We start from the raw sequence: 19,048 nt of genomic DNA on the forward strand, positions 1-19,048 counted from the left end.
GATCAGAGTCTGTCAGCAGAATATCACTTGGAAAAGTGGATAAAAAGGCGCTTGAAATTCATTTTCACTGCGTCTTACCAATATTTTGAAGAACACTTCAACCGATAGTTTGAAGAACACTCCAAAAACTGACCTCGAGGCTTCGTCGCGAACTCAGCAAAGAGCAGCCAAACCAAAATTATCGGTTCTGTGCCTGTCGGCAGACCGCTGCCTCGCCCGTCCTTGGTGAGACAGCGCCATCATGGACCATTTGGCGATGCTGACGCACTCAACAAGGAGTCCCCTACATGCAGAAACCACCTGCCCCCCAAGCGCATCTCGTCACTGCCGGTCTCGCTTTCGGCGAGTCGCCGCGCTGGCATGACGGACGGCTGTGGCTTTGCAACTGGGGCACCGGCGAGATTATCGCCGTCGATGCCGACGGCAACCGCGAGGTCATGCTCACCGTACCGGCTGTCCTGCCCTACTCCATTGACTGGCTGCCGGATGGCCGCCTGCTCGTCATCTCCGGCCGCGAAGGGCTGCTGCTACGACAGGAGGCCGACGGGAGCCTCGTCACTCGCGCCGATTTGCGTGACCTGTCGAAAAGCCCTTGGAACGAGATCGTCGTCGACGGGCGCGGCAACACCTATGTCAATGGCGGCGGACCGGCGCCGGCTTCTGGCGAGCATTTCAGCCCCGGCACCATCGTGTTGATCACGCCGGACGGCGCGGTCCGGCAGGTGGCGGAAAATATCGCCTTTGCCAACGGCATGGCAGTGAGCCCGGACAACAAGACGCTGATTGTCGCGGAATCCCATGCCAATCGGCTGACCGCCTTCGACATTGCCGCCGACGGCAGCCTTGCCAACCGAAGGGTCTGGGCCGACCTCGACGGCTATCCCGACGGCATCTGCCTCGATGCCGAAGGGGCGGCCTGGTATGCGGATGTTCCCAACAAGCGTTGCGTGCGGGTGCGTGAAGGCGGCGAGGTGCTGCAGACAGTGACCGTCGATCGCGGCTGCTTTGCCTGCATGCTGGGCGGCACCGACAGGAAAACGCTGTTCATTCTCGCCGCCGAATGGCGCGGCTTCGAGCATATGGTCAGCGACGCCCGCACCGGCCAGGTGTTCAGCGTCGAAGCGCCGGCACCTGGCATCGGCTGGCCGTAACAGCCTTGCTACAGCCCGGGAACCCTCTGATAGTTGGCGATGTCGGCGCGAACGCCGAGCCGGGCGATCGTCTCCTGCGGGTTGAAGGCGATGCGCTCGTGCGCGGCCTTGACGATCGGCACGACATTGTCGACGGCCGCCTGGCTTTCCCATTCGACGATGGTGACGAGGTTGAATTCGCCCGGCCCGGAGAATTGCTCGAGCAGGAAATCCTGCACGAAGCCATGCTGCAGGCGCAGCAATTCATGCGTTGTCCTGACCTTGGCGAGTATCTCCTCGCGGGCGCCGGCCGGGACGACGAATTTGTCCACCCTGAACACGCTGCCGCCGTTAACAGTCTGATTTATCTTGCTCATTTCGATTGCTCCGTTCCTGGATCATGGTGTTTTTTGGGCTCCAGGAACGGCCTACAATCTCAACTTAAGTTGAGATCAAGTGCAAAAATCAGATCACACGCCGAACCTTCAATTCACCTCCGACGTGCGCCGGCGGACGATGACACCAAGTTCGTCGCCTTCGCGAGCCAAGCGCAGCCGCTCTTCGGCCTCGGTCGCCTCGCGCTGGCGGTCCCACATCGAGGCGTAGAGGCCATGCTTGCGCATCAGCTCGGCATGGGTGCCGCGCTCGGCGATCTGGCCGTCCTGCAGCACGATGATCTCATCGGCCGTGATCACCGTCGACAGGCGGTGGGCGATGACGATGGTGGTGCGGCCACGGCTGACCAGATCGAGCGCGGCCTGGATCTCCTGTTCGGTGTGGCTGTCGAGCGCCGAGGTCGCTTCGTCGAGCATCAGGATCGGCGGCGCCTTCAAAATGGTGCGGGCGATTGCCACGCGCTGCTTCTCGCCGCCCGAAAGTTTTAGCCCGCGTTCGCCGACCATCGACTTGTAGCCGTCAGGCAATCGCTCGATGAACGGGCCGATCTGAGCGAGTTCGGCCGCCTTGCGCATATCCTCCTCGCTGGCGCCGATGCGGCCATAGCGGATGTTGTAGGCGATGGTGTCGTTGAACAGCACGGTGTCCTGCGGCACCATGCCGATCGCCCCGCGCAGGCTCTCCTGCGTCACGTCCCTGATATCCTGGCCATCGATCAGCACCTGGCCGCCCTGCACGTCGTAGAAGCGGAACAGAAGCCGCGAGATGGTCGACTTGCCGGCACCCGAAGGCCCGACAATGGCGACGGTCTTGCCGGCCGGCACCTCGAAGCTGATGCCCTTCAGGATCTTCCGGTTCGGGTCATAGGAGAAGTGCACGTCGCGGAACTCGACCTTGCCGGCACTGACGGCGAGCGGCCTGGCATCGGGCTTGTCGACGATCTCCTGCGGCACATCCAGCAGATCGAACATCTGCTCGATATCGGTCAGCCCCTGGCGGATTTCGCGGTAGATGAAGCCGATGAAATTGAGCGGCACCGACAGCTGCATCAGCATGGCGTTGATGAAGACGAAGTCACCGACCGTCTGCGTGCCGGCCTGCACTTCGAGCGCCGACATGCACATGACGATGACGGTGCCCAGGCCGAAGATGATGCCCTGCCCGAAATTCAGCCAGCCAAGCGAGGTCCAGATGCGCGTCGCGGCGACCTCGTAGCGTGCCATGGAGCGGTCGAAGCGCTCGGCTTCCATGCCCTCATTGTTGAAATATTTCACCGTCTCGTAGTTGAGCAGCGAGTCGATTGCCTTGGTGTTGGCGTCGGTATCGCTGTCGTTCATGTCGCGGCGGATCGAGATGCGCCAGTCGCTGGCGCGGACCGTGAACCAGACATAGACCCAGACGGTGACCGCGACGACGACCACATATTTCCAGCCATAGGTGTAGGCGAAGATGCCCGTGGTCAGCGCGAATTCGAGGATGGTCGGCGCCGTGTTGAGCATGATGAAGCGCACGATCGTCTCGATGCCCTTGGTGCCGCGCTCGATGATGCGCGACAGGCCGCCGGTGCGGCGCTCGAGATGGAAGCGCAGCGACAGTTGGTGCATGTGAACGAAAGTACGGAAGGCGAGCTGGCGCACGGCATATTGGCCGACGCGGGCAAACAGCGCGTCGCGCAGCTGATTGAAGCCAAGCTGCACCAGGCGCACGACATTGTAGGCGACGACCAGCATGACGGGCACCAGCAGGAAGCTCGGCAGCGGCGGCACCGATTTGGCGTCGCCGGCCAGCGCGTCGGTCGCCCATTTGAAGAAATAGGGACCGGCGACCAGCGTCAGCTTGGCGACGACCAGCAACAGCGTCGCCCATGTGACCCGGGCTCTCAGATCGGCGCGATCCGCCGGCCACATGTAAGGCCACAAATTGAGCAGCGTCTTGAAGGTCGAGGAGTCGGAGACGGTTTTTTCGGCCATTTCTTGTGCCTTCTTCTTATTTCAGCGGCCGGAGCAGCAGGAATTGACGAGAGCGGCCACCGATGCGGAGACGTCGGCGAGCGCGGCATGGTCGATCGCATAGCGCGAGCGCTGGCGATCGGGCTCGAAGCGAACCAGCCCGGCTTCGACCAGTATTTTCAGATGTTGTGACACGGTGGACTGCGCCAGATCTAAGCGGTCGACGACCTCGCGGCAGCAGCAGGAACTGCTCGTCGATAGGTGTTTCAGGATTTCGATCCGCGCCGGATGGGAAAGCGCTGCAAGTCGGGCGGCGACCGCACGGCTGTCCGGACCGCCGCATGATGCGTTTGTTTCCATCAGGGATTCTGCCATCGTTCATCGGCGATAGACGATGAACGGGCACGGGGCAAGCTAACCCTATGGGCAGAGCGCCGGAACCGCCAATCTCCCCCTCGTGGGAGAGATGTCCGGCAAAGGTAGCTCGACCGGATTTGGCCGACAGGTTGGCGAGGCGCCCCCCTCTGCCCTGCCGGGCATCTCCCACAAGGGGGAGATTGCGCTCAACCGTCGGCGCTCAAACCCTACTCCGTCTTGGCGGGCGCTGTCGTTGCCTGCTCGCCCATGGCCTTGAGGTCGGCGGCTTCGCCTTCCTTCGACTTTTCCGGGACCTTGAACACCTGGCCCGGCCAGATGCGGTCGGGATCACTGATCTGGTCCTGGTTGGCGAGGTAGATGGTCGAGAAGCGTACGCCGTGGCCATAGACGCGCCGCGAGATCCGCCACAGCGTGTCGTTGCGGCGGATGATGACGGCGCCGTCGGCATGTTCAAGCTTGGGCGCCACGGTCTCGGGCACATCGCTTGGCGGCGTCGCCTCCGCCACAACGGCCGGAGCCTCGGCGGCGGGAGCAGGCGTCGTGGCCGGGGCCGTTTCGGCCGCGGCCGGCGCCTCGGCGGCGGCAGGTGCGGCCGGCTTGGGCTGAACGGGCTTCGGCGCCGAGGGTGCCACGGCGGCGATCGCTTCGCCGGGCTCACGCTCGAACGGTACGGCCGCGCGGGCCACAACTGTCACACCGTCGGCATCGAGGCCGTCGACATGGATTGTGTAGCTGCCGACCGGAATGTCGCGCGTCGCCTCGACCAGGAAATGACCGTCCGTCGAAGTTTGCGCGTCACCGAGCAGGATGTCGTTGGCATACGCGCGCACCTTGCGGCCGGCATCGGCGAGGCCGGCGACAAAGATCTTGCTGCCGTCGATCTCGACCGCCTCGACGACGATCTTGGGCTCGGTCACGCCTGCAGCGGGCGGCGTCGCCGGCGCTGCAGGAGCCGGTGTCGCGTCGACCACGGCTGGCGCTGGGGCGGCTGGCGCCGGAGCGGTTGCGGGGGCTTCGGCTGTGGGAGCAGCCGGCGCGGCGGCCGGAGCAGCCGGCTTTGTCTCGGGTGCGGGAACGGTCAGCAATTCGGCCGGCTTGCCCGGCTCCTCGACCATGGCCAGCACCTGGCCGGCCGCATCCTTGGGAACCGAAACGACGGCGGTCTGCACCGAGGGCGTTACGACGTCACCGGTGGTCGCGCGCAGCGCGATCGTATAATCGCCGGGCTTCAGCGGATCATCGAGAATGATAACGAAGGCGCCATCGGGACCAGCGACCGTCGAGCCAAGCACCGTCGAGCCATTGAGGATTTCGACCTTGGCGTTGGGCGCCGCATTGCCGGCGACGACAATCGAGCCATTGCTTTCGACGCGCACGACATCGAAGGACGGTGCGACCGGACCGGTCGCAGCAGGCGCCGCCGCGTCCGCGGCCGGTGCGGCGGGTGCCGTTGCCTGGGGCACTGCGGCGGGAGCCGCCGGGACTTCAGCGGCGGGCAGCCGCGCTTCGGTGCCGGGATCGGCCGATTTTGCCGCTGCGGGCGGCGTCTGCGCCGCCACTTGCGCCGGCGGCGTGGGATTGAGATACGGGTCGAGTGCGCCCGCTACATAGGCGGTTCCCGCGGCCGCAACGGTCCCACCCGCCGCGAACAGGAACGCCTTCAGTGGATTAATTGCCATATTTCCCTACCCCTTAGCCACCTAACGCCGGTCTAGCCTGTTTTAGCAATACCGACAAGAAAAAGCCCAGGCCGTTAACCCTTGGGGCTTGACCGCGCTTTCAGACCCAATCACCAATCATCGACATGAACACGATTCGATCCGTCTGCGTCTATTGCGGCTCGTCTCCGGGCCGCGATGAAATCTATATCAAGGCCGGACACCTGCTCGGGCGCTCAATTGCCAAAGCGGGATTGCGGCTGGTCTATGGCGGCGGCACCAAAGGCATCATGGGCGCTGTCGCCGAAGGCGCGCTCAAGGCCGGCGGCAAGGTGACGGGCATCATTCCGCGCTTCCTGATCAACAAGGAGGCGAGCGAAACAGCGCTTGACCGGCTCGATGAACTCTTGATCACCGACAACATGCACGAGCGCAAGCACAAGATGTTCGAGAAATCCGACGCCTTTGTGGCACTGCCGGGCGGCATCGGCACGGTCGAGGAGATCGTCGAGATCATGACCTGGGGACAACTTGGCCATCATCGCAAGCCGATCGTCTTCGCCAATGTCAAAGGATTTTGGGATCCGATGCTGGCGCTGCTCGATCACATGGCCGCCGAAGGCTTCATCCACACCGCGCAGCGGGTCAAGCCGCTGGTCGTCGACGACCCCGAAGCGATCGTCGCCGCCATCATGGTAGCCGGATCGTCCGTCGACGCCCCGACCGAGGGCGTGCAGTCGGTGATCGACAAGATGTAGGGCGATAAGGAATAGGGGCAGTAAGGCAGTATGTGAATTGCCTCGAGTGTCCTGCCTACTCCCCTACTCCCCTACTCCCCTATTCCCCTACTCCGCCGCAGCCTGCCGCAAATCGGCAATCACCGCGCGCCGGTCATGACGCCGCCAGGCGAGATGGAGTGAAACCGTGCGCTCGAGCCACGGCAGGTCGCGAAACACGATCCGCGGCGGCGCGGCGGCACGCAGGCTGGCTTGCACCGTCGCCAGGCCGAGACCCGCGCTGACAAGGCCGAGCGAGGTCAGCGGGTCCGCCGTCTCATAGGCGATGTCGGGCAAAAAGCCGGCTTTGGCGCAGGCGGCAAGGAACTGGCCGCGATTGGTGTCGTCCGGCTGGCGCACGACGGTGATCCAGGTGCGACCGTCAAGATGGTGAGGCCCGATCTCTGGCACTTCAACGAGTGGGTCATCTTCGGGGATCGCCAGCACCAGCGGCTCATGCCGCAGCGCCATGGCGGCGACATCCGGATCATCATCGGGTGGCGGCGAGTAGACAAAGCCCAGATCCAGCGACCGCTGCCGTAGCCCTTCCAACTGCGCCGCCGAGCGCAGGCTTCTCAGCTGCAGGTGGAAATCCGGCCGGTCGCGACGGAACTGGCGCAGCATCCCGGCGACAAGCCCGGCATGAACGGCCCCTTCGACATAGCCGATGGCGAGCCGGCCGACGGCGCCACTGGCCAGGTTGCGGCCGAACTCCTCCACACGTCGCGCATTGGACAGCAGCGCGCGGGCCTCGGTGAGGAAGGCGCGGCCCTCGGCGTTGAGATGGACCCGCTGCTTCGACCTCTCAAAGAGGGAAACACCCAACTGCTCCTCGAGCTGGATGATCTGCCGGCTGAGTGGCGATTGGGAAATATGCAGCATTTCGGCTGCGCGCCCGACATTTCCGGTTTCGGCGACCGTGACGAAATAGCGGAGCTGGCGCAGGTCGAACATTTCTCCTCCAAGGCTCAAGTCCCTTTGGGTCTCAACTTTAGCCTAATCAGTCTTGGACTGTCTGACCAGCCAAAAGCGATAATCGGCCATCCAACCAAAGGAGACCGCCATGCAGTTCTTTGCCCTTCTCGCTCGCAACACCGAAAAATTTACCGATGCCGATTTCGCTCCACTTCTGCCCGGCGAAGCCGAACAGCGGCGCACGCTCTACGCCGAAGGGGCGGTACGTCAGGTGTGGAACCGAGGCGACATCCCGGGCAGCGGCATGATGCTCGAGGCTGCTGATGATGCTGAGGTTCGCGGCCACCTCGCCACCTTGCCGTTGGTCAAGGCCGGCATGATGGACATTGCCGCAATCGTGCCCCTCAAGCCCTACCCCGGCTTCGGCCCGAAGCACTGACAGGGCACATCCGGGGGTGACGAAGGCGTCACCCCCGGATTGACACGGGGGATCGACAGACTGTGATCGGCTGTCAAGAAACCGTCACACGAAACCGGCTTCGCGCGTGCTAGGAATCAGTATCAGGCAGCCGCCGTGCGGCGCCATCTTCGGAACATGCATCTGGCACCGCCCATGGACATCACTCTCGCCCCGGAAGGCACCGATCTGTCGCCCTACCTGCCCGACGAGCACGGACTGTTCTTCATCTATCACTTCACCGCTGAGGGCGTGCGAACCAGGGACGCCGCCGCCGCGCACTGGACATGGCGCAGCTACCAGCTTTCCGACATGCGGGCCCGTCACGAAATCGGCGCCGATCGGGCTTTGCCGGCACCGGCGCGTGAAGCTTTCCTATCCGCCAGCCATGGCTGCCACATCGACCTTGAGGACGACTGGCTCTATGGCGATCTGCCGGACCTGCGCCATGACTATTCGGCGGAAGCGGGCGGGCTTGGCCATTTCCGCTTCGCGCTCAATGACACGATGCTGGTCGGCGCCCGCAAGCAACCGCTGCAATCGGTCGACAACATCCGCAAGGCGATCGAGAATGGATCGCGCAAGTTCCGCTCGCCAGCCGAGTTGATCGAGGCTGTCGTCGGCCAGTCGTTCGATGGCATGGTGGCGGAACTTGCGGCACTCGGCGACAGTCTCGACGGCATCGAAGACCGTATCGTCTGCGACGCATGGCACAATGAACGGCAATCCCTGGTCGACGCGCGCCGGCATCTGGTGGTGATCCACAGGCAGATGGCGACGCTGACCAATCTGTTCCGTCACCTTGATCATTCGCACCGCAACGACCTGCCAGACAGCATCAACGACATGGCCGCGCGCCTTTCACACCGGGCGCAGACGCTGCACTATGACGGCGAGCAGTTGCAGGCGCGCGCCCGGCTATTGCAGGACGAGCTTATGGCAAAGCTGACGACGCAGTCGAACCGGCTGCTGTACGTCCTGTCGGTAATGACGGCGGTGCTGTTGCCGATGACCATCATCTCAGGCCTGTTCGGCATGAACGTTGGGGGCCTGCCGCTGGTCGACACGCCAATGGGCTTTTGGGTGGTGACGGCTGTGTCGATGGTGATCGCGGGCGCGACCTATCTCTTTGTCAGGCGGCTCGGACAGATGTAGCACCCGCCGGCAGCTTTCACGCAGTGGCGCGAAGATCCTCGATGATGGTGCCGGCGGCGGCCACTTCCGCTTCGTGATCGGGCTCGCGCCAGGTCTCGGCAAGCCCAGCCGCATGCCATTCGCGCATCGCCGGCAGAGCAAGCAACTGCGCCGGATACGCTGCAGCCGCACCCTCGAAGGAGAGCCCATAAGACTGTGCGCGGAACGCCACCGGGGCAAAGAAAGCATCTACTGCGGTGAAATGAGCGCCCGCCAGAAATGGCCCGCCGAAACGAGCAAGACCATCATTCCAGAGGTCGTCGAGGCGAAAGAGGTCCTGCTTCAGCGCATCGGACATCGGAAACGGCTCTACCCGCACGCCGCAACTCATCGGACAGGCGCTGCGCAATGCGGTGAAGCTCGAATGCATCTCGGCGGCGGCCGAGCGCGCCCAGGCGCGCGCCTTGGCTTCGACGGGCCACACGCCATGGTGGCGTTCGGCCAGATATTCGACGATGGCCAGCGAATCCCAGACCGCCCAGCCGTCGTCGACCAGGCACGGCACGCGGCCGCTCGGTGAGAAGGAACGGTACAGATCCCAGCTCGATCCGGTCGGGAATGGCGTCAGCCGTTCCTCGAATGGGATATCCAGCGCGCGCATCAGCACCCAGGGCCGCAGCGACCATGAGGAATAATTTTTGTTGGCGATATGCAGCAGGTACATCGAACCCCCTTACCGTGCGGGCTGCGGCGCGGCGCGTCGCGCTGTCGTCAACATCGACCAGGAATAGACTGCCAAAGCCGCCCAGATCAGCGCAAAGGCGATGGCCTGGATGGTGCCGAAAGGCTCGTCGAAGATCAGAACGGCGATCAGGAACACCATGGTCGGCGCGATATATTGCATGATGCCGATGGTTGACAGCCGCAGCAGCTTGGCGCCGAAGGCGAACAGCAACAACGGCACCGATGTGACTGGACCGCAGCCGATCAGCAACGCCGTATCCGTGCCACTGCTGGATACGATGTGGTCCTGTCCGGTCGCGATGAGATAGACGATGTAGCCAAGTGCCGGCACCGACAGCAGAAGGACTTCGAGCAAAAATCCCTGGCTCGGGCCGATCGGCAGCGTCTTGCGGAAGAAGCCGTAGGCGGCGAAGGAAAACGCCAGTGCCAACGACACCCAGGGCAGCTTGCCGCCTTCGATGGTCAGCACGGCGACGGCGACGGCCGCCAGCACCACCGCCGCGATCTGCAGCCGGTCGAGCCGCTCGCCGAGCAGCAGCGCGCCGACAACGACGCTGACCAGGGGATTGATGTAGTAGCCGAGCGCGGTTTCGACGGTGCGGTCGACCGCGATCGCCCAGACATAGATGCCCCAGTTGACCGAGATCAGCGCCGCCGTCAGCGCGGCCATGGCGATGGTGCGCGGCGAACGAAGCGCCGCCTTGAAATCCGCCGTGCGGCCGGCCCAGATCAGAACGGCGGCGGCGATCGGCACCGACCAGACGATGCGATGGGCAATGACTTCCGCGAGCGGCAGATGAGCGACCGCCTTCATGTAGAAGGGCAGCAGCCCCCATAGCAGATAGGCGCCGAGCGCCAGCAGAAAGCCGCGCCGGGCCTTGGACTCTGCATCCAGGGTAATTGCTTCAGTGGCCATGGACCAACGCTATGGCCCAGTCACCTTGGCAAGACCATCGCAAAGTTCTGATGGATCAATGGACTTTCGCTGATGGTTCAACCCTATTCGGCGGCCACCAGTCCGGCCATCTCGCGGTTCTTCATCAGCTTGTAGACGATGGAATCCATCAGCGCCTGGAACGAGGCGTCTATGATGTTCTCGGAAACTCCCACCGTCCACCAGCGTGCGCCGGTGCCGTCATGCGATTCGATCAGAACGCGGGTGATCGCCTCGGTACCGCCATTGAGGATACGCACCTTGAAGTCGGCCAGCTCCATGTCGGCGATCTCGCCCTGGAATTTGCCGAGGTCCTTGCGCAGCGCGATGTCGAGCGCGTTGACCGGGCCATGCCCTTCGGCCACCGACATCTTCTCCTCGCCATCGACCACCACCTTGACGATCGCTTCGGAGACCGTCTTCAACTGGCCGTTGGCGTCGAAGCGGCGCTCGACCATGCAGCGGAACGAGGTGACGTTGAAGAATTCCGGCAGGCCGTGCAGCATCTTGCGGGCGAGGAGTTCGAAGCTGGCATCGGCGCCTTCATAGGCATAGCCCTCGGCCTCGCGCTCCTTGACCACGGATATCAGCGCGTCGAGCCGGTGATCGTCCTTCGGCACCTCGATGCCGCGTCGCCTCAGCTCGGCGAGGAAATTGGCCTTGCCGCCCTGGTCCGAGACCATGACACGGCGGCGGTTGCCGACGGTTTCGGGGGGGACGTGCTCATAGGTCGCCGGCTCCTTGGCCAGTGCGGATGCGTGGATACCCGCCTTGGTGGCGAAGGCGGAAGCGCCGACATAGGGCGCTTGCGCCTCTGGCGCTCGGTTCAGGAGTTCGTCAAATGCGCGCGACAACCTGGAAATGCCTGTCAACGCCTCAGCCGAAATGCCAGTTTCGAAACGATCGGCGAAGGCCGGCTTTAACGCCAGCGTCGGCACGATCGAGATCAAATTGGCGTTGCCGCAGCGCTCCCCGATGCCGTTGAGCGTGCCCTGGATCTGGCGCACGCCAGCCTCGACAGCGGCGAGGGAATTCGCCACGGCCTGGCCGGTGTCGTCATGGGCATGGATGCCGAGATGATCGCCTGAAATACCCGACGAAATAACCTTCTCGACGATGGCGCGGACTTCCGATGGCTGCGTGCCGCCATTGGTGTCGCACAGCACCACCCAGCGCGCCCCGGCATCATAGGCGGTCCTGGCGCAGGCCAGCGCGTAGTCGGGATTGGCCTTGATGCCATCGAAGAAATGCTCGCAGTCGACCAATGCCTCCTTGCCGGCGGCGATCGCCGCCTCGACGGAGGCCTTGATGGCATCGAGGTTCTCCTCATTGGTGCAGCCGAGCGCGACACGGACATGATAGTCCCAGCTCTTGGCGACGAAGCAGATGGCATCCGACTTCGATTGCACAAGTGACGCAAGGCCGGGATCGTTGGACGCCGACACCCCTGCCCGCTTGGTCATGCCGAAGGCGACGAATTTGGCGCGCTCCGTGCGCTTCTCCTGGAAGAAGGCGGTGTCGGTCGGGTTGGCGCCGGGATAGCCGCCTTCGACATAGTCGAGGCCAAAAGCGTCAAGCAGTTTTGCGATGGCGATCTTGTCCTCGACGGAAAAGTCGATGCCCGGCGTCTGCTGGCCATCGCGCAATGTGGTGTCGAAGAGATAGAGGCGCTCGCGGGTCATGGTCATTTGCCTGCAAACTTGTCCGTCGCGCGGATCAGCCGGTCGAGGATACCCGGCTCCGAATAAGCATGACCGGCGCCCTCGATCAGATGGAAATCCGCCTTTGGCCAGGCCTTGTGCAGCGCCCAGGCATAGCGCGCCGGGCATGGCATGTCGTAGCGGCCATGGACGATGGTGCCGGGGATGTCACTCAGCCTGTGCGCGTCGCGCAGCAATTGTCCCTCGTCCAGCCAGCCGGCATGGACGAAATAGTGGTTCTCGATGCGGGCGAACGCGACGGCATAGTCGTCCTGCCCAAACGGACCGCTTGTCTCCGGCTCGGGCAACAGCGTGATCGTTTCGCCTTCCCACAGGCTCCAGGCGCGGGCCGCCTCGATCTGCGCCTTGCGATCCGTGCCGACCAGCCGCTTGCGATAGGCGGCCATCATGTCGCCGCGCTCGGCCTCCGGGATCGGCGCCAGGAAGCGCTCCCATTTGTCCGGGAACATTTCCGAGACGCCGAACTGATAGTACCATTCCAGTTCCGCACGCGTCAGCGTGTAGATGCCGCGCACCACCAGTTCGCTGACGCGTTCTGGATGGGTCTCGGCGTAGGCGAGCGCAAGCGTCGACCCCCAGGAGCCGCCGAACACCAGCCATTTGTCGAAGCCGGCCATTTCGCGCAGCCGTTCGATGTCGGCGACCAGGTGCCATGTCGTGTTGGCTTCGAGCGAGGCGTTGGGCGTCGATTTTCCGCAGCCACGCTGGTCGAACAGGATGACATCGTAGAGCTTCGGGTCGAACAGCCGCCGGTGTTTTGGCGAAATGGTGCCGCCCGGCCCGCCATGCAGGAACACCGCCGGCTTGGCGCCTTTGGTGCCGGAACGCTCCCAGTAGACCTGGTGGCCGTCGCCGACATCGAGCATGCCGGAATCGAACGCCTCGATCTCGGGATAAAGCGTACGCAATTGACTGCTCATAGTTGTAAACCTTTGGTCGGCCAGTCCGGCGTTTCATGGTCTGGGTGCTGGAAGGAGATGATGGATTCCTGCCTGTTGTAATAATCAGGATCCTGGTGGACGGGCTGATCGAAGATCGTCTCCACCCAGGGCAACCGCGCGGCATAGTTGACCTGGATCTGCGGTGCCAGGTCCGAACGGTCGTCGAAGGCACCGATCGCGATTTCCAGCCCGCCGGGCTGCCGATATGTCAGCGGCGTGCCGCAGCGGGCGCAGAAACCACGATCGATGTTGACCGACGACTGGAAGTAACTCGGCTCTTCATGGGTCCATTCGACGCCATCTCTGGGCACCGTGACCAGCGCGCCGAAGAACGAGCCGAACTGCTTCTGGCACATGCGGCAATGGCAGATGGACGGACGGCCGAGCGCTCCATGAACGCGGAAGCGCACGGCGCCACACTGGCAGCCGCCGGTTCTTACCTGATCGGTCATGATCTTTCCTTTGGCGGCCATTGTTCGGTGTCGTGGTCGGGGTGCTGGTAGGAAACGAGATCGGCCAGATAGGAGGCCGACGACATGTCGGCCATGGTGTCCTCGCCCGGCAGTTGCGGGATCGAGTCGACATAGGGCAGCTTTGCCTCGATCCCCCATTGAATCAGCGGCACGATCTCCGCTGGATTGTCGAACGCACCGATGGCGAGGCCAACCCCGTCCGGCGCGGTGAAGGTCAGCGGCGTGCCGCAATCGGCGCAAAAACCGCGATCGACATGGTTGGACGAACGGAAGTATTTCGGCTCGCCGCGCGTCCAGTCGAGCCTGGCGCCACGCACCGAAACCAGCGGCGCGTAGAACGCGCCGAACGCCTTCTGGCACATGCGGCAATGGCAGACCGAAGCGTCGCCCAAAGCGCCTTCAACGCGAAAGCGCACCGCGCCGCACTGGCAGCCGCCGGTGTAGATCGGTCGGTTGTCGAGGCTCATCGCTGATCACTCCGGCGCATGGCAGACGGCCTCGACGTTGTTGCCGTCGGGATCGAGGACGAAGGCGCCATAGTAGTCCGGGTGATAGTGCGGGCGCAGGCCCGGCCCGCCATTGTCCTTGCCGCCGGCGGCAAGCGCCGCAGCATAGAAGGCTTCGACCTCGGCGCGGCTGCGCGCGGTGAAGGCGACGTGCTGATGGGCCTTCTGACCATCCTTGCCTTCCTGCAGCCAGAATACCGGCCGATCGCGACCGTAGCCACCGACCTTTTTACCGCCGGTGTACTCCAGCGGCACCATATACAACAGCGCGGCACCAAGCGGCGCCATCGCCTTGTCATAGAAAGCCTTCGAAGCGTCGAAATCGGCAACGTTGATGCCGAGATGATCGATCATCTTTTTACCTCCCAGGTGGTGATGCGTTCGCCTGTGACCGGATCCTTGCCGTCCTTCAACTGTATCCCTTGGGCCAGCAGGTCGTCGCGGATGCGGTCGGCTTCGGCCCAGTTCTTGGCGGCGATGAACGCGAGACGCTTGGCGATGGCCTTGCCGACGTGGCCTTCATCAACCTTCGCCGACGCGACGTCGAAGCCGAGGAACAGCAGCGACGCCTTCAGCGATGCAGCGGCATCGTTGCCGTCCACTGCCTCGCCGGCCAACTGGGTCAGGACCTGGAAGGCGGCATAGGTGGCGAGATCGTCCGACAAGGCGTCGATGATCTCCACGGGCACCTGTCCCGCCGCCGTCGGCGCGAGGTCGGCTCCCCGCTTCCATTTTCGCAGGGTGTTCTCGGCCTCTTCCAGCTTGCGCACGGAAAAGTCGATCGGCTCGCGATAATGCGTCATCAGCATCGCCAGCCGCAGCACCTCGCCCGGCCATTTGCGGCCGCCGAAGGTCTCGGTCTCCAGGAGTTCGTTGATCGAGTAGAAGTTGCCGAGGCTCTTCGACATTTTCTGCCCTTCGACCTGCAGGAAGCCGTTGTGCATCCAGATGTTGGCCATCATTTCGGTGCCATGGGCGCAACGCGACTGGGCGATCTCGTTTTCATGGTGCGGGAAGATCAGGTCGAGGCCGCCGCCATGAATATCGAAGACCTCGCCGAGATAGGCGGCCGACATCGCCGAGCACTCGATGTGCCAGCCCGGCCGACCCCTGCCCCATGGCGAATTCCAGCCCGGCTCCTCCGGTGACGACAACTTCCAGAGGACAAAATCGCCGGGATTTTTCTTATGCGCGTCGACGGCGACGCGAGCACCGGCCTGCTGCTCGTCGAGATTGCGCTTCGACAGCTGGCCGTAGTCGGGCATCGACGCCGTGTCGAACAGGACTTCGCCCGCAGCAACATAGGCATGGCCGCGTTCGATCAGGCTTTGAATCAAGGTGATCATGTCGACCTTGCCGTCGGCACGGGGCTCGACGAATTCGGTGGCGCGCGGCTCGACCGTCGGCGCCAGGCAGCCGAGAACCGCCACGTCGCTGTGGAACTGGCCGGCGGTCTTTTCGGTGACCCGCCTGATCGCCTCATTCAACGACAGCGTGCCGGAAGCGATCTCGCCGCCGAAATCGCGCAAAGCGCGCGCATTGATCTTGTCGTCTACGTCGGTGATGTTGCGCACATAGGTGACGTGCGTCTGCCCATAGAGATGGCGCAGCAAGCGGAACAGCACGTCGAAGACGATCACCGGCCTGGCATTGCCGATATGAGCAAAGTCGTAGACGGTCGGGCCGCAGACATACATGCGCACGTTCAGCGGATCGATCGGGACGAAATCCTCTTTCGTCCGCGTCAGCGTGTTGTAGAGGCGCAGGCCCTGCGATGCGTCGGACATTCGTGCCTTCCCGGTTCAGAACTCAATTCGACGAAGCCAGCCCTGCGCGAACGCAAATCAGGCTCCAGCCTGCTGGCCGGGGCGTTTGTCCAATCTGGGGAGAGATGAGGCGAAAACGTCCGGACCAGCGCGAGGCTAGCCAATAATGCAAATGCCACAAATGGCGAAAGACGTTTTCATGGGCGGCTTTATCGCCTTGGCTTGTGTTGCCGTCAAGTCGCAAGTTTCGGCAAAACCGTCGCTGGGTCACAGGTAATGATGCACTGAAACATTTTATTAAACATGTCGGCACAGTCATGAAACATTCGCCGGCTAGATCAGCAGGCGTCACGATTTGGTCAGAATCGGCCATCAAACGCAGACACGAAAATGTTACCAGGGAAGAGAGACATGCCCCGAACCAAGCAGGAAGCCAACCGCGCCAAGCAGCCGGCGCTGGCCAACCACTATCGCGCAATCGGCCCGGCCGCGATCGTCGCCGCCCTTCTCCATACCGCCAAGAAGAAAAAGCCGGCGCAGAAGATCGTTTCGCCCCGCGCTGCCTGAAGGGATGGGCGGCCGGCGCCAATGGCGCCAGAAATGAAGGCGCCGACGCGCGCGCCCTCTGCTAGAACAACGTCATCTGACTGTCGTCCGCGCCGGACTTCTGGCGCTTGACCTTCTCGGGCTCCGGCCCGATCTCGCCCCGCTCCTGAATCTCCGGTCCGGTGTTGGCGACCTTGTTGACGAGGTCGGAGACCGGAATTGCCTCGAAGAAATCGAGCTGTGCCGGTCGCAACAGATCGGCGACATCGCGCGGTTCGAGCGTGCGGCAATCCAGCCAGCGGGCGAAATCCCTGGGGTCGATCACCACCGGCATGCGGTCGTGGATATGCGCTATGTCGGCATTGGCGTTGATGGTCAGGATGGCGCCGGTGTCCATTTCCGAACCGCCCGGCTCGGCATAGGTCTCGATCAGCCCGGCGAAGGCAACCAACCCGCCATGCCTGGGGCGTATCCAGTAAGGCTGTCCCTTCTTGCCACCGGTTTGCCGCCATTCATAAAAGCCGGACGCCGGCACCAAAGCGCGGCGATGGCGCATGGCGGCCTTGAACGACGCCTTTTCGGCAGCCCCTTCGGAGCGCGCGTTGAACAGCAGCGGAAACTCGCGTGTATCCTTCACCCAGGTCGGGATCAGCCCCCAGCGCACCAGCATTGGCTGCCGGTCCGGCAGATTGGAGCCCGGCGCCTGCGGAGGGCCGGCGACCGCCATCAGGATCGGCTGCGTCGGGGCGATGTTGTAGCGCGCCGGGAAATCCTCAAGCCCCGCCACGTCCAGAAAGGCAGCGGTCTGATCCGGCGTCGCGGTCAAGGCGAAACGTCCGCACATGGTCGATTGATGCCCTTCGAAAGCTTCGGTTTCTGAAAGTGGCGATGGAACCGGCGTTGCGCAACCGCTAAAACTTGTCCACGCTGGCCGGTCCACAACTGACCGGCCTTCAGTCTGATTGGGAATCCATGAACGAAGCGCGCAAAATACTTCCGGCAGTCTCGGTCGCCGTCGTGCGGGCAGACACCGTGCTTCTGGTCAAGCGAGCCCGGCAACCGTCGCAAGGGCTCTATGCCTTTCCGGGCGGCAAGGTCGAACCTGGTGAGACGCTGGAGGCAGCGGCAGAGCGCGAACTTCAGGAAGAAACCGGTTTGCGTGCCACAAATTATCGCCCGCTGCGGGAAATCCGCATCGACGGCCGGGATGACAGCCACCCGGTCGATTATCTCCTCACAGTCTTCGGCGCCGCCTATGCCGGCGGCGAGGCCGTGGCCAGCGACGATGCGGAGACGGCGGCCTTTTATACGCTCAGCGAGATGGCGGCGCTGCCGCTGGCAGGCTCGGTATTCGCGGTCGCCGAAGACTTGTTGGCCCCCGGCGGAAACGCCGGACTGCTGTCCTGAAATCAACTTGCGGGCGACAAATTGTTTCGCCACAAAGACTTATGCTGTTTAGCAGAGCCACGCAGCTGGTAGAGAAGGCTTATGAATCGTCCATCCATGCTCGTCGCCCTGTGTCTTGCGGTCGGCGCGACCGTTTCGATACGGCCCGCGCTCAGCGCCGAGTCGCCGTTCGAGCCCGGGTTGATGCGGCTGGCGGAGGTTCTGGGCTCGCTGCATTTCCTGCGCAATCTGTGCGGCGAGAAGGGCGACCAGTGGCGTGTCGAGATGACAAAACTGCTCGATTCGGAAAATCCGGACGCCGAGCGGCGCGCCCGCTTCATTGCCAGCTTCAATCGCGGCTACCGCTCCTTCGGCGGCACCTATACGAGGTGCACGCCCTCGGCGACCGAAGCCATCAGCCGCTACATGAAGGAAGGCGAGACGCTGTCTCGCGATATCGCCTCGCGTTACGGCAACTAATGCATGTCGCCCAAAAGTGGCTGCGGTTTTGGGAGAACGACACATAAAAACGAAAACCTAAAGCGCCTCGCCTGAATCCGTTCAAACGCGGCGCGCTTTAGGCACTCGCTCATCGACAACTATCCGAACCATTGCTGGGTACAGCCGATATATCGGCTTGTGCCAGGCGATATCTTGGTGCAATCCTCATGTTGCGCTTCTGCAACAGTATTAACGAAACCTTACCGCGCGAAAGCGGAATTAACTCAAACTGAAGGTTTTCGCCCCGCAGGCCGCCCCAATCGGCTAAGTTTGACTCGAACTGAACGCAGCTTCGCACAAGGCAATCGGGCTTTGTAAAAGACGATCAGAAAAATGTCGTATTTACAAATACTTAATTGTCCCTGCGTGTGAAATGAACAGATCAGGCCTGATCCACATCAATGGATCGCAGCTTGAAAGGGTGGACATTCGCTTATGGAACATGGTGTCAACGACATCGACGCGCTGGTCAGGGAAGAAAAACGCTTGACCGCCGTGGAAAGCCACAGCGAGGCCTGGGCGGAAGGTCTCTCCGCCGGGATAGAGCCCGAGATCATTGCCGAAGCAGCGCTCGAAACAGCCTTCGGCGAGATGTTGCGTGCCAATGGCGAGACCTCGGCCCTTGCCCTGCTCGACCGTATGCGTGAAAAGGTGATTGCTGGCGCCTTCGAACCTGAACGGCTGCGGCACTGAACCGACGTCCGGTTCTTTGACGGCAATATGCCGCTCGGGCGTCA

The 19,048-nt window shown here is 62.9% G+C and carries 22 protein-coding genes; 8 read left to right on the top strand and 14 right to left on the bottom strand.

Translation table 11 applies throughout. The features are described 5' to 3' along the window. Positions 1 to 287 precede the first annotated feature (287 nt). A complete protein-coding gene (locus tag RPF88_RS13415) occupies positions 288 to 1,151 on the top strand; it encodes an SMP-30/gluconolactonase/LRE family protein (protein ID WP_013532545.1) in 864 nt (287 codons plus the stop codon). Positions 1,152 to 1,159: 8 nt separating this feature from the next. Here RPF88_RS13415 and RPF88_RS13420 read toward each other — a convergent pair whose 3' ends face one another. The 4 genes from RPF88_RS13420 to RPF88_RS13435 form a co-directional block, all read right to left on the bottom strand. Beyond that, on the bottom strand, positions 1,160 to 1,507 hold the full coding sequence (locus RPF88_RS13420; RefSeq protein ID WP_013532546.1) for an antibiotic biosynthesis monooxygenase: 348 nt from the start codon (positions 1,505 to 1,507) through the stop codon (positions 1,160 to 1,162). Positions 1,508 to 1,615: 108 nt separating this feature from the next. Next, on the bottom strand, positions 1,616 to 3,496 hold the full coding sequence (locus RPF88_RS13425; RefSeq protein WP_337122560.1) for an ABCB family ABC transporter ATP-binding protein/permease: 1,881 nt from the start codon (positions 3,494 to 3,496) through the stop codon (positions 1,616 to 1,618). A 21-nt stretch (positions 3,497 to 3,517) separates the two neighbouring features. Then, on the bottom strand, positions 3,518 to 3,850 hold the full coding sequence (locus RPF88_RS13430; RefSeq protein ID WP_013532548.1) for an ArsR/SmtB family transcription factor: 333 nt from the start codon (positions 3,848 to 3,850) through the stop codon (positions 3,518 to 3,520). A 209-nt stretch (positions 3,851 to 4,059) separates the two neighbouring features. After that, positions 4,060 to 5,532 carry a LysM peptidoglycan-binding domain-containing protein gene (locus RPF88_RS13435; protein ID WP_064993126.1) on the bottom strand — a complete coding sequence of 491 codons (1,473 nt, stop codon included), beginning with the start codon at positions 5,530 to 5,532 and terminating at the stop codon, positions 4,060 to 4,062. 125 nt (positions 5,533 to 5,657) lie between these two features. Here RPF88_RS13435 and RPF88_RS13440 point away from each other — a divergent pair, with 125 nt between their 5' ends. Next, complete coding sequence (locus tag RPF88_RS13440; RefSeq protein ID WP_013532550.1) at positions 5,658 to 6,269, top strand: TIGR00730 family Rossman fold protein; 612 nt, start codon at positions 5,658 to 5,660, stop codon at positions 6,267 to 6,269. 87 nt (positions 6,270 to 6,356) lie between these two features. Here the strand turns inward: RPF88_RS13440 and RPF88_RS13445 are convergent, their stop codons facing one another. Further along, on the bottom strand, positions 6,357 to 7,241 hold the full coding sequence (locus RPF88_RS13445) for a LysR substrate-binding domain-containing protein (RefSeq protein ID WP_013532551.1): 885 nt from the start codon (positions 7,239 to 7,241) through the stop codon (positions 6,357 to 6,359). Between the two features lie 109 nt (positions 7,242 to 7,350). Between RPF88_RS13445 and RPF88_RS13450 the strand changes: the two genes are divergently transcribed. Then, positions 7,351 to 7,641, top strand: a complete 291-nt coding sequence (locus tag RPF88_RS13450; protein ID WP_013532552.1) for a muconolactone Delta-isomerase family protein — start codon at positions 7,351 to 7,353, stop codon at positions 7,639 to 7,641. Positions 7,642 to 7,815: 174 nt separating this feature from the next. Next, a complete protein-coding gene (locus tag RPF88_RS13455) occupies positions 7,816 to 8,814 on the top strand; it encodes a transporter (protein ID WP_064993161.1) in 999 nt (332 codons plus the stop codon). Between the two features lie 16 nt (positions 8,815 to 8,830). Here RPF88_RS13455 and RPF88_RS13460 read toward each other — a convergent pair whose 3' ends face one another. The 8 genes from RPF88_RS13460 to cysS form a co-directional block, all read right to left on the bottom strand. Continuing rightward, positions 8,831 to 9,517 carry a glutathione S-transferase family protein gene (locus RPF88_RS13460; protein WP_063171780.1) on the bottom strand — a complete coding sequence of 229 codons (687 nt, stop codon included), beginning with the start codon at positions 9,515 to 9,517 and terminating at the stop codon, positions 8,831 to 8,833. A 9-nt stretch (positions 9,518 to 9,526) separates the two neighbouring features. Continuing rightward, a complete protein-coding gene (gene rarD, locus RPF88_RS13465; RefSeq protein ID WP_013532555.1) occupies positions 9,527 to 10,453 on the bottom strand; it encodes an EamA family transporter RarD in 927 nt (308 codons plus the stop codon). 83 nt (positions 10,454 to 10,536) lie between these two features. Beyond that, positions 10,537 to 12,159 carry a citramalate synthase gene (gene cimA / locus RPF88_RS13470; RefSeq protein ID WP_196815395.1) on the bottom strand — a complete coding sequence of 541 codons (1,623 nt, stop codon included), beginning with the start codon at positions 12,157 to 12,159 and terminating at the stop codon, positions 10,537 to 10,539. Beyond that, positions 12,156 to 13,112, bottom strand: coding sequence for a prolyl aminopeptidase (pip, locus tag RPF88_RS13475; protein ID WP_337122567.1), 957 nt, complete (start codon positions 13,110 to 13,112; stop codon positions 12,156 to 12,158). Before pip ends, cimA begins: the two co-directional genes overlap by 4 nt. Next, entirely contained in the window at positions 13,109 to 13,585 is a 477-nt protein-coding gene (locus RPF88_RS13480; RefSeq protein WP_013532558.1) for a GFA family protein, read from the bottom strand. The genes pip and RPF88_RS13480 overlap by 4 nt, the downstream gene beginning before the upstream one ends. Further along, positions 13,582 to 14,073: a GFA family protein gene (locus RPF88_RS13485; RefSeq protein ID WP_013532559.1), complete on the bottom strand. Its 492-nt coding sequence runs from the start codon at positions 14,071 to 14,073 to the stop codon at positions 13,582 to 13,584. Before RPF88_RS13485 ends, RPF88_RS13480 begins: the two co-directional genes overlap by 4 nt. Before the next feature lie 6 nt (positions 14,074 to 14,079). Then, on the bottom strand, positions 14,080 to 14,466 hold the full coding sequence (locus tag RPF88_RS13490) for a VOC family protein (RefSeq protein WP_013532560.1): 387 nt from the start codon (positions 14,464 to 14,466) through the stop codon (positions 14,080 to 14,082). Continuing rightward, a complete protein-coding gene (gene cysS / locus RPF88_RS13495; RefSeq protein ID WP_064993124.1) occupies positions 14,463 to 15,899 on the bottom strand; it encodes a cysteine--tRNA ligase in 1,437 nt (478 codons plus the stop codon). Before cysS ends, RPF88_RS13490 begins: the two co-directional genes overlap by 4 nt. A 390-nt stretch (positions 15,900 to 16,289) precedes the next feature. On the opposite strand from cysS, the gene RPF88_RS13500 reads away from it, so the two are divergent. After that, the gene (locus tag RPF88_RS13500) at positions 16,290 to 16,445 is read left to right on the top strand and encodes a hypothetical protein (RefSeq protein WP_013532562.1); all 156 of its coding nucleotides are present in this window, start codon (positions 16,290 to 16,292) and stop codon (positions 16,443 to 16,445) included. A 61-nt stretch (positions 16,446 to 16,506) separates the two neighbouring features. Here the strand turns inward: RPF88_RS13500 and RPF88_RS13505 are convergent, their stop codons facing one another. Then, a complete protein-coding gene (locus RPF88_RS13505; RefSeq protein ID WP_013532563.1) occupies positions 16,507 to 17,268 on the bottom strand; it encodes an SOS response-associated peptidase in 762 nt (253 codons plus the stop codon). Between the two features lie 128 nt (positions 17,269 to 17,396). Between RPF88_RS13505 and RPF88_RS13510 the strand changes: the two genes are divergently transcribed. The 3 genes from RPF88_RS13510 to RPF88_RS13520 all read left to right on the top strand — a co-directional run bounded on the left by RPF88_RS13510 (position 17,397) and on the right by RPF88_RS13520 (position 19,004). After that, positions 17,397 to 17,831, top strand: a complete 435-nt coding sequence (locus RPF88_RS13510) for an NUDIX hydrolase (protein WP_013532564.1) — start codon at positions 17,397 to 17,399, stop codon at positions 17,829 to 17,831. A gap of 81 nt (positions 17,832 to 17,912) precedes the next feature. Continuing rightward, positions 17,913 to 18,290 (top strand): TIGR02301 family protein, encoded by a 378-nt coding sequence (locus RPF88_RS13515; RefSeq protein ID WP_063171776.1) that lies wholly within the window; start codon positions 17,913 to 17,915, stop codon positions 18,288 to 18,290. 456 nt (positions 18,291 to 18,746) lie between these two features. Continuing rightward, entirely contained in the window at positions 18,747 to 19,004 is a 258-nt protein-coding gene (locus RPF88_RS13520; RefSeq protein ID WP_008874920.1) for a hypothetical protein, read from the top strand. Positions 19,005 to 19,048: the final 44 nt, after the last annotated feature.

The sequence above is a fragment of the Mesorhizobium sp. ISC11 genome, from assembly GCF_037162595.1.
Lineage (GTDB): Bacteria > Pseudomonadota > Alphaproteobacteria > Rhizobiales > Rhizobiaceae > Mesorhizobium > Mesorhizobium ciceri.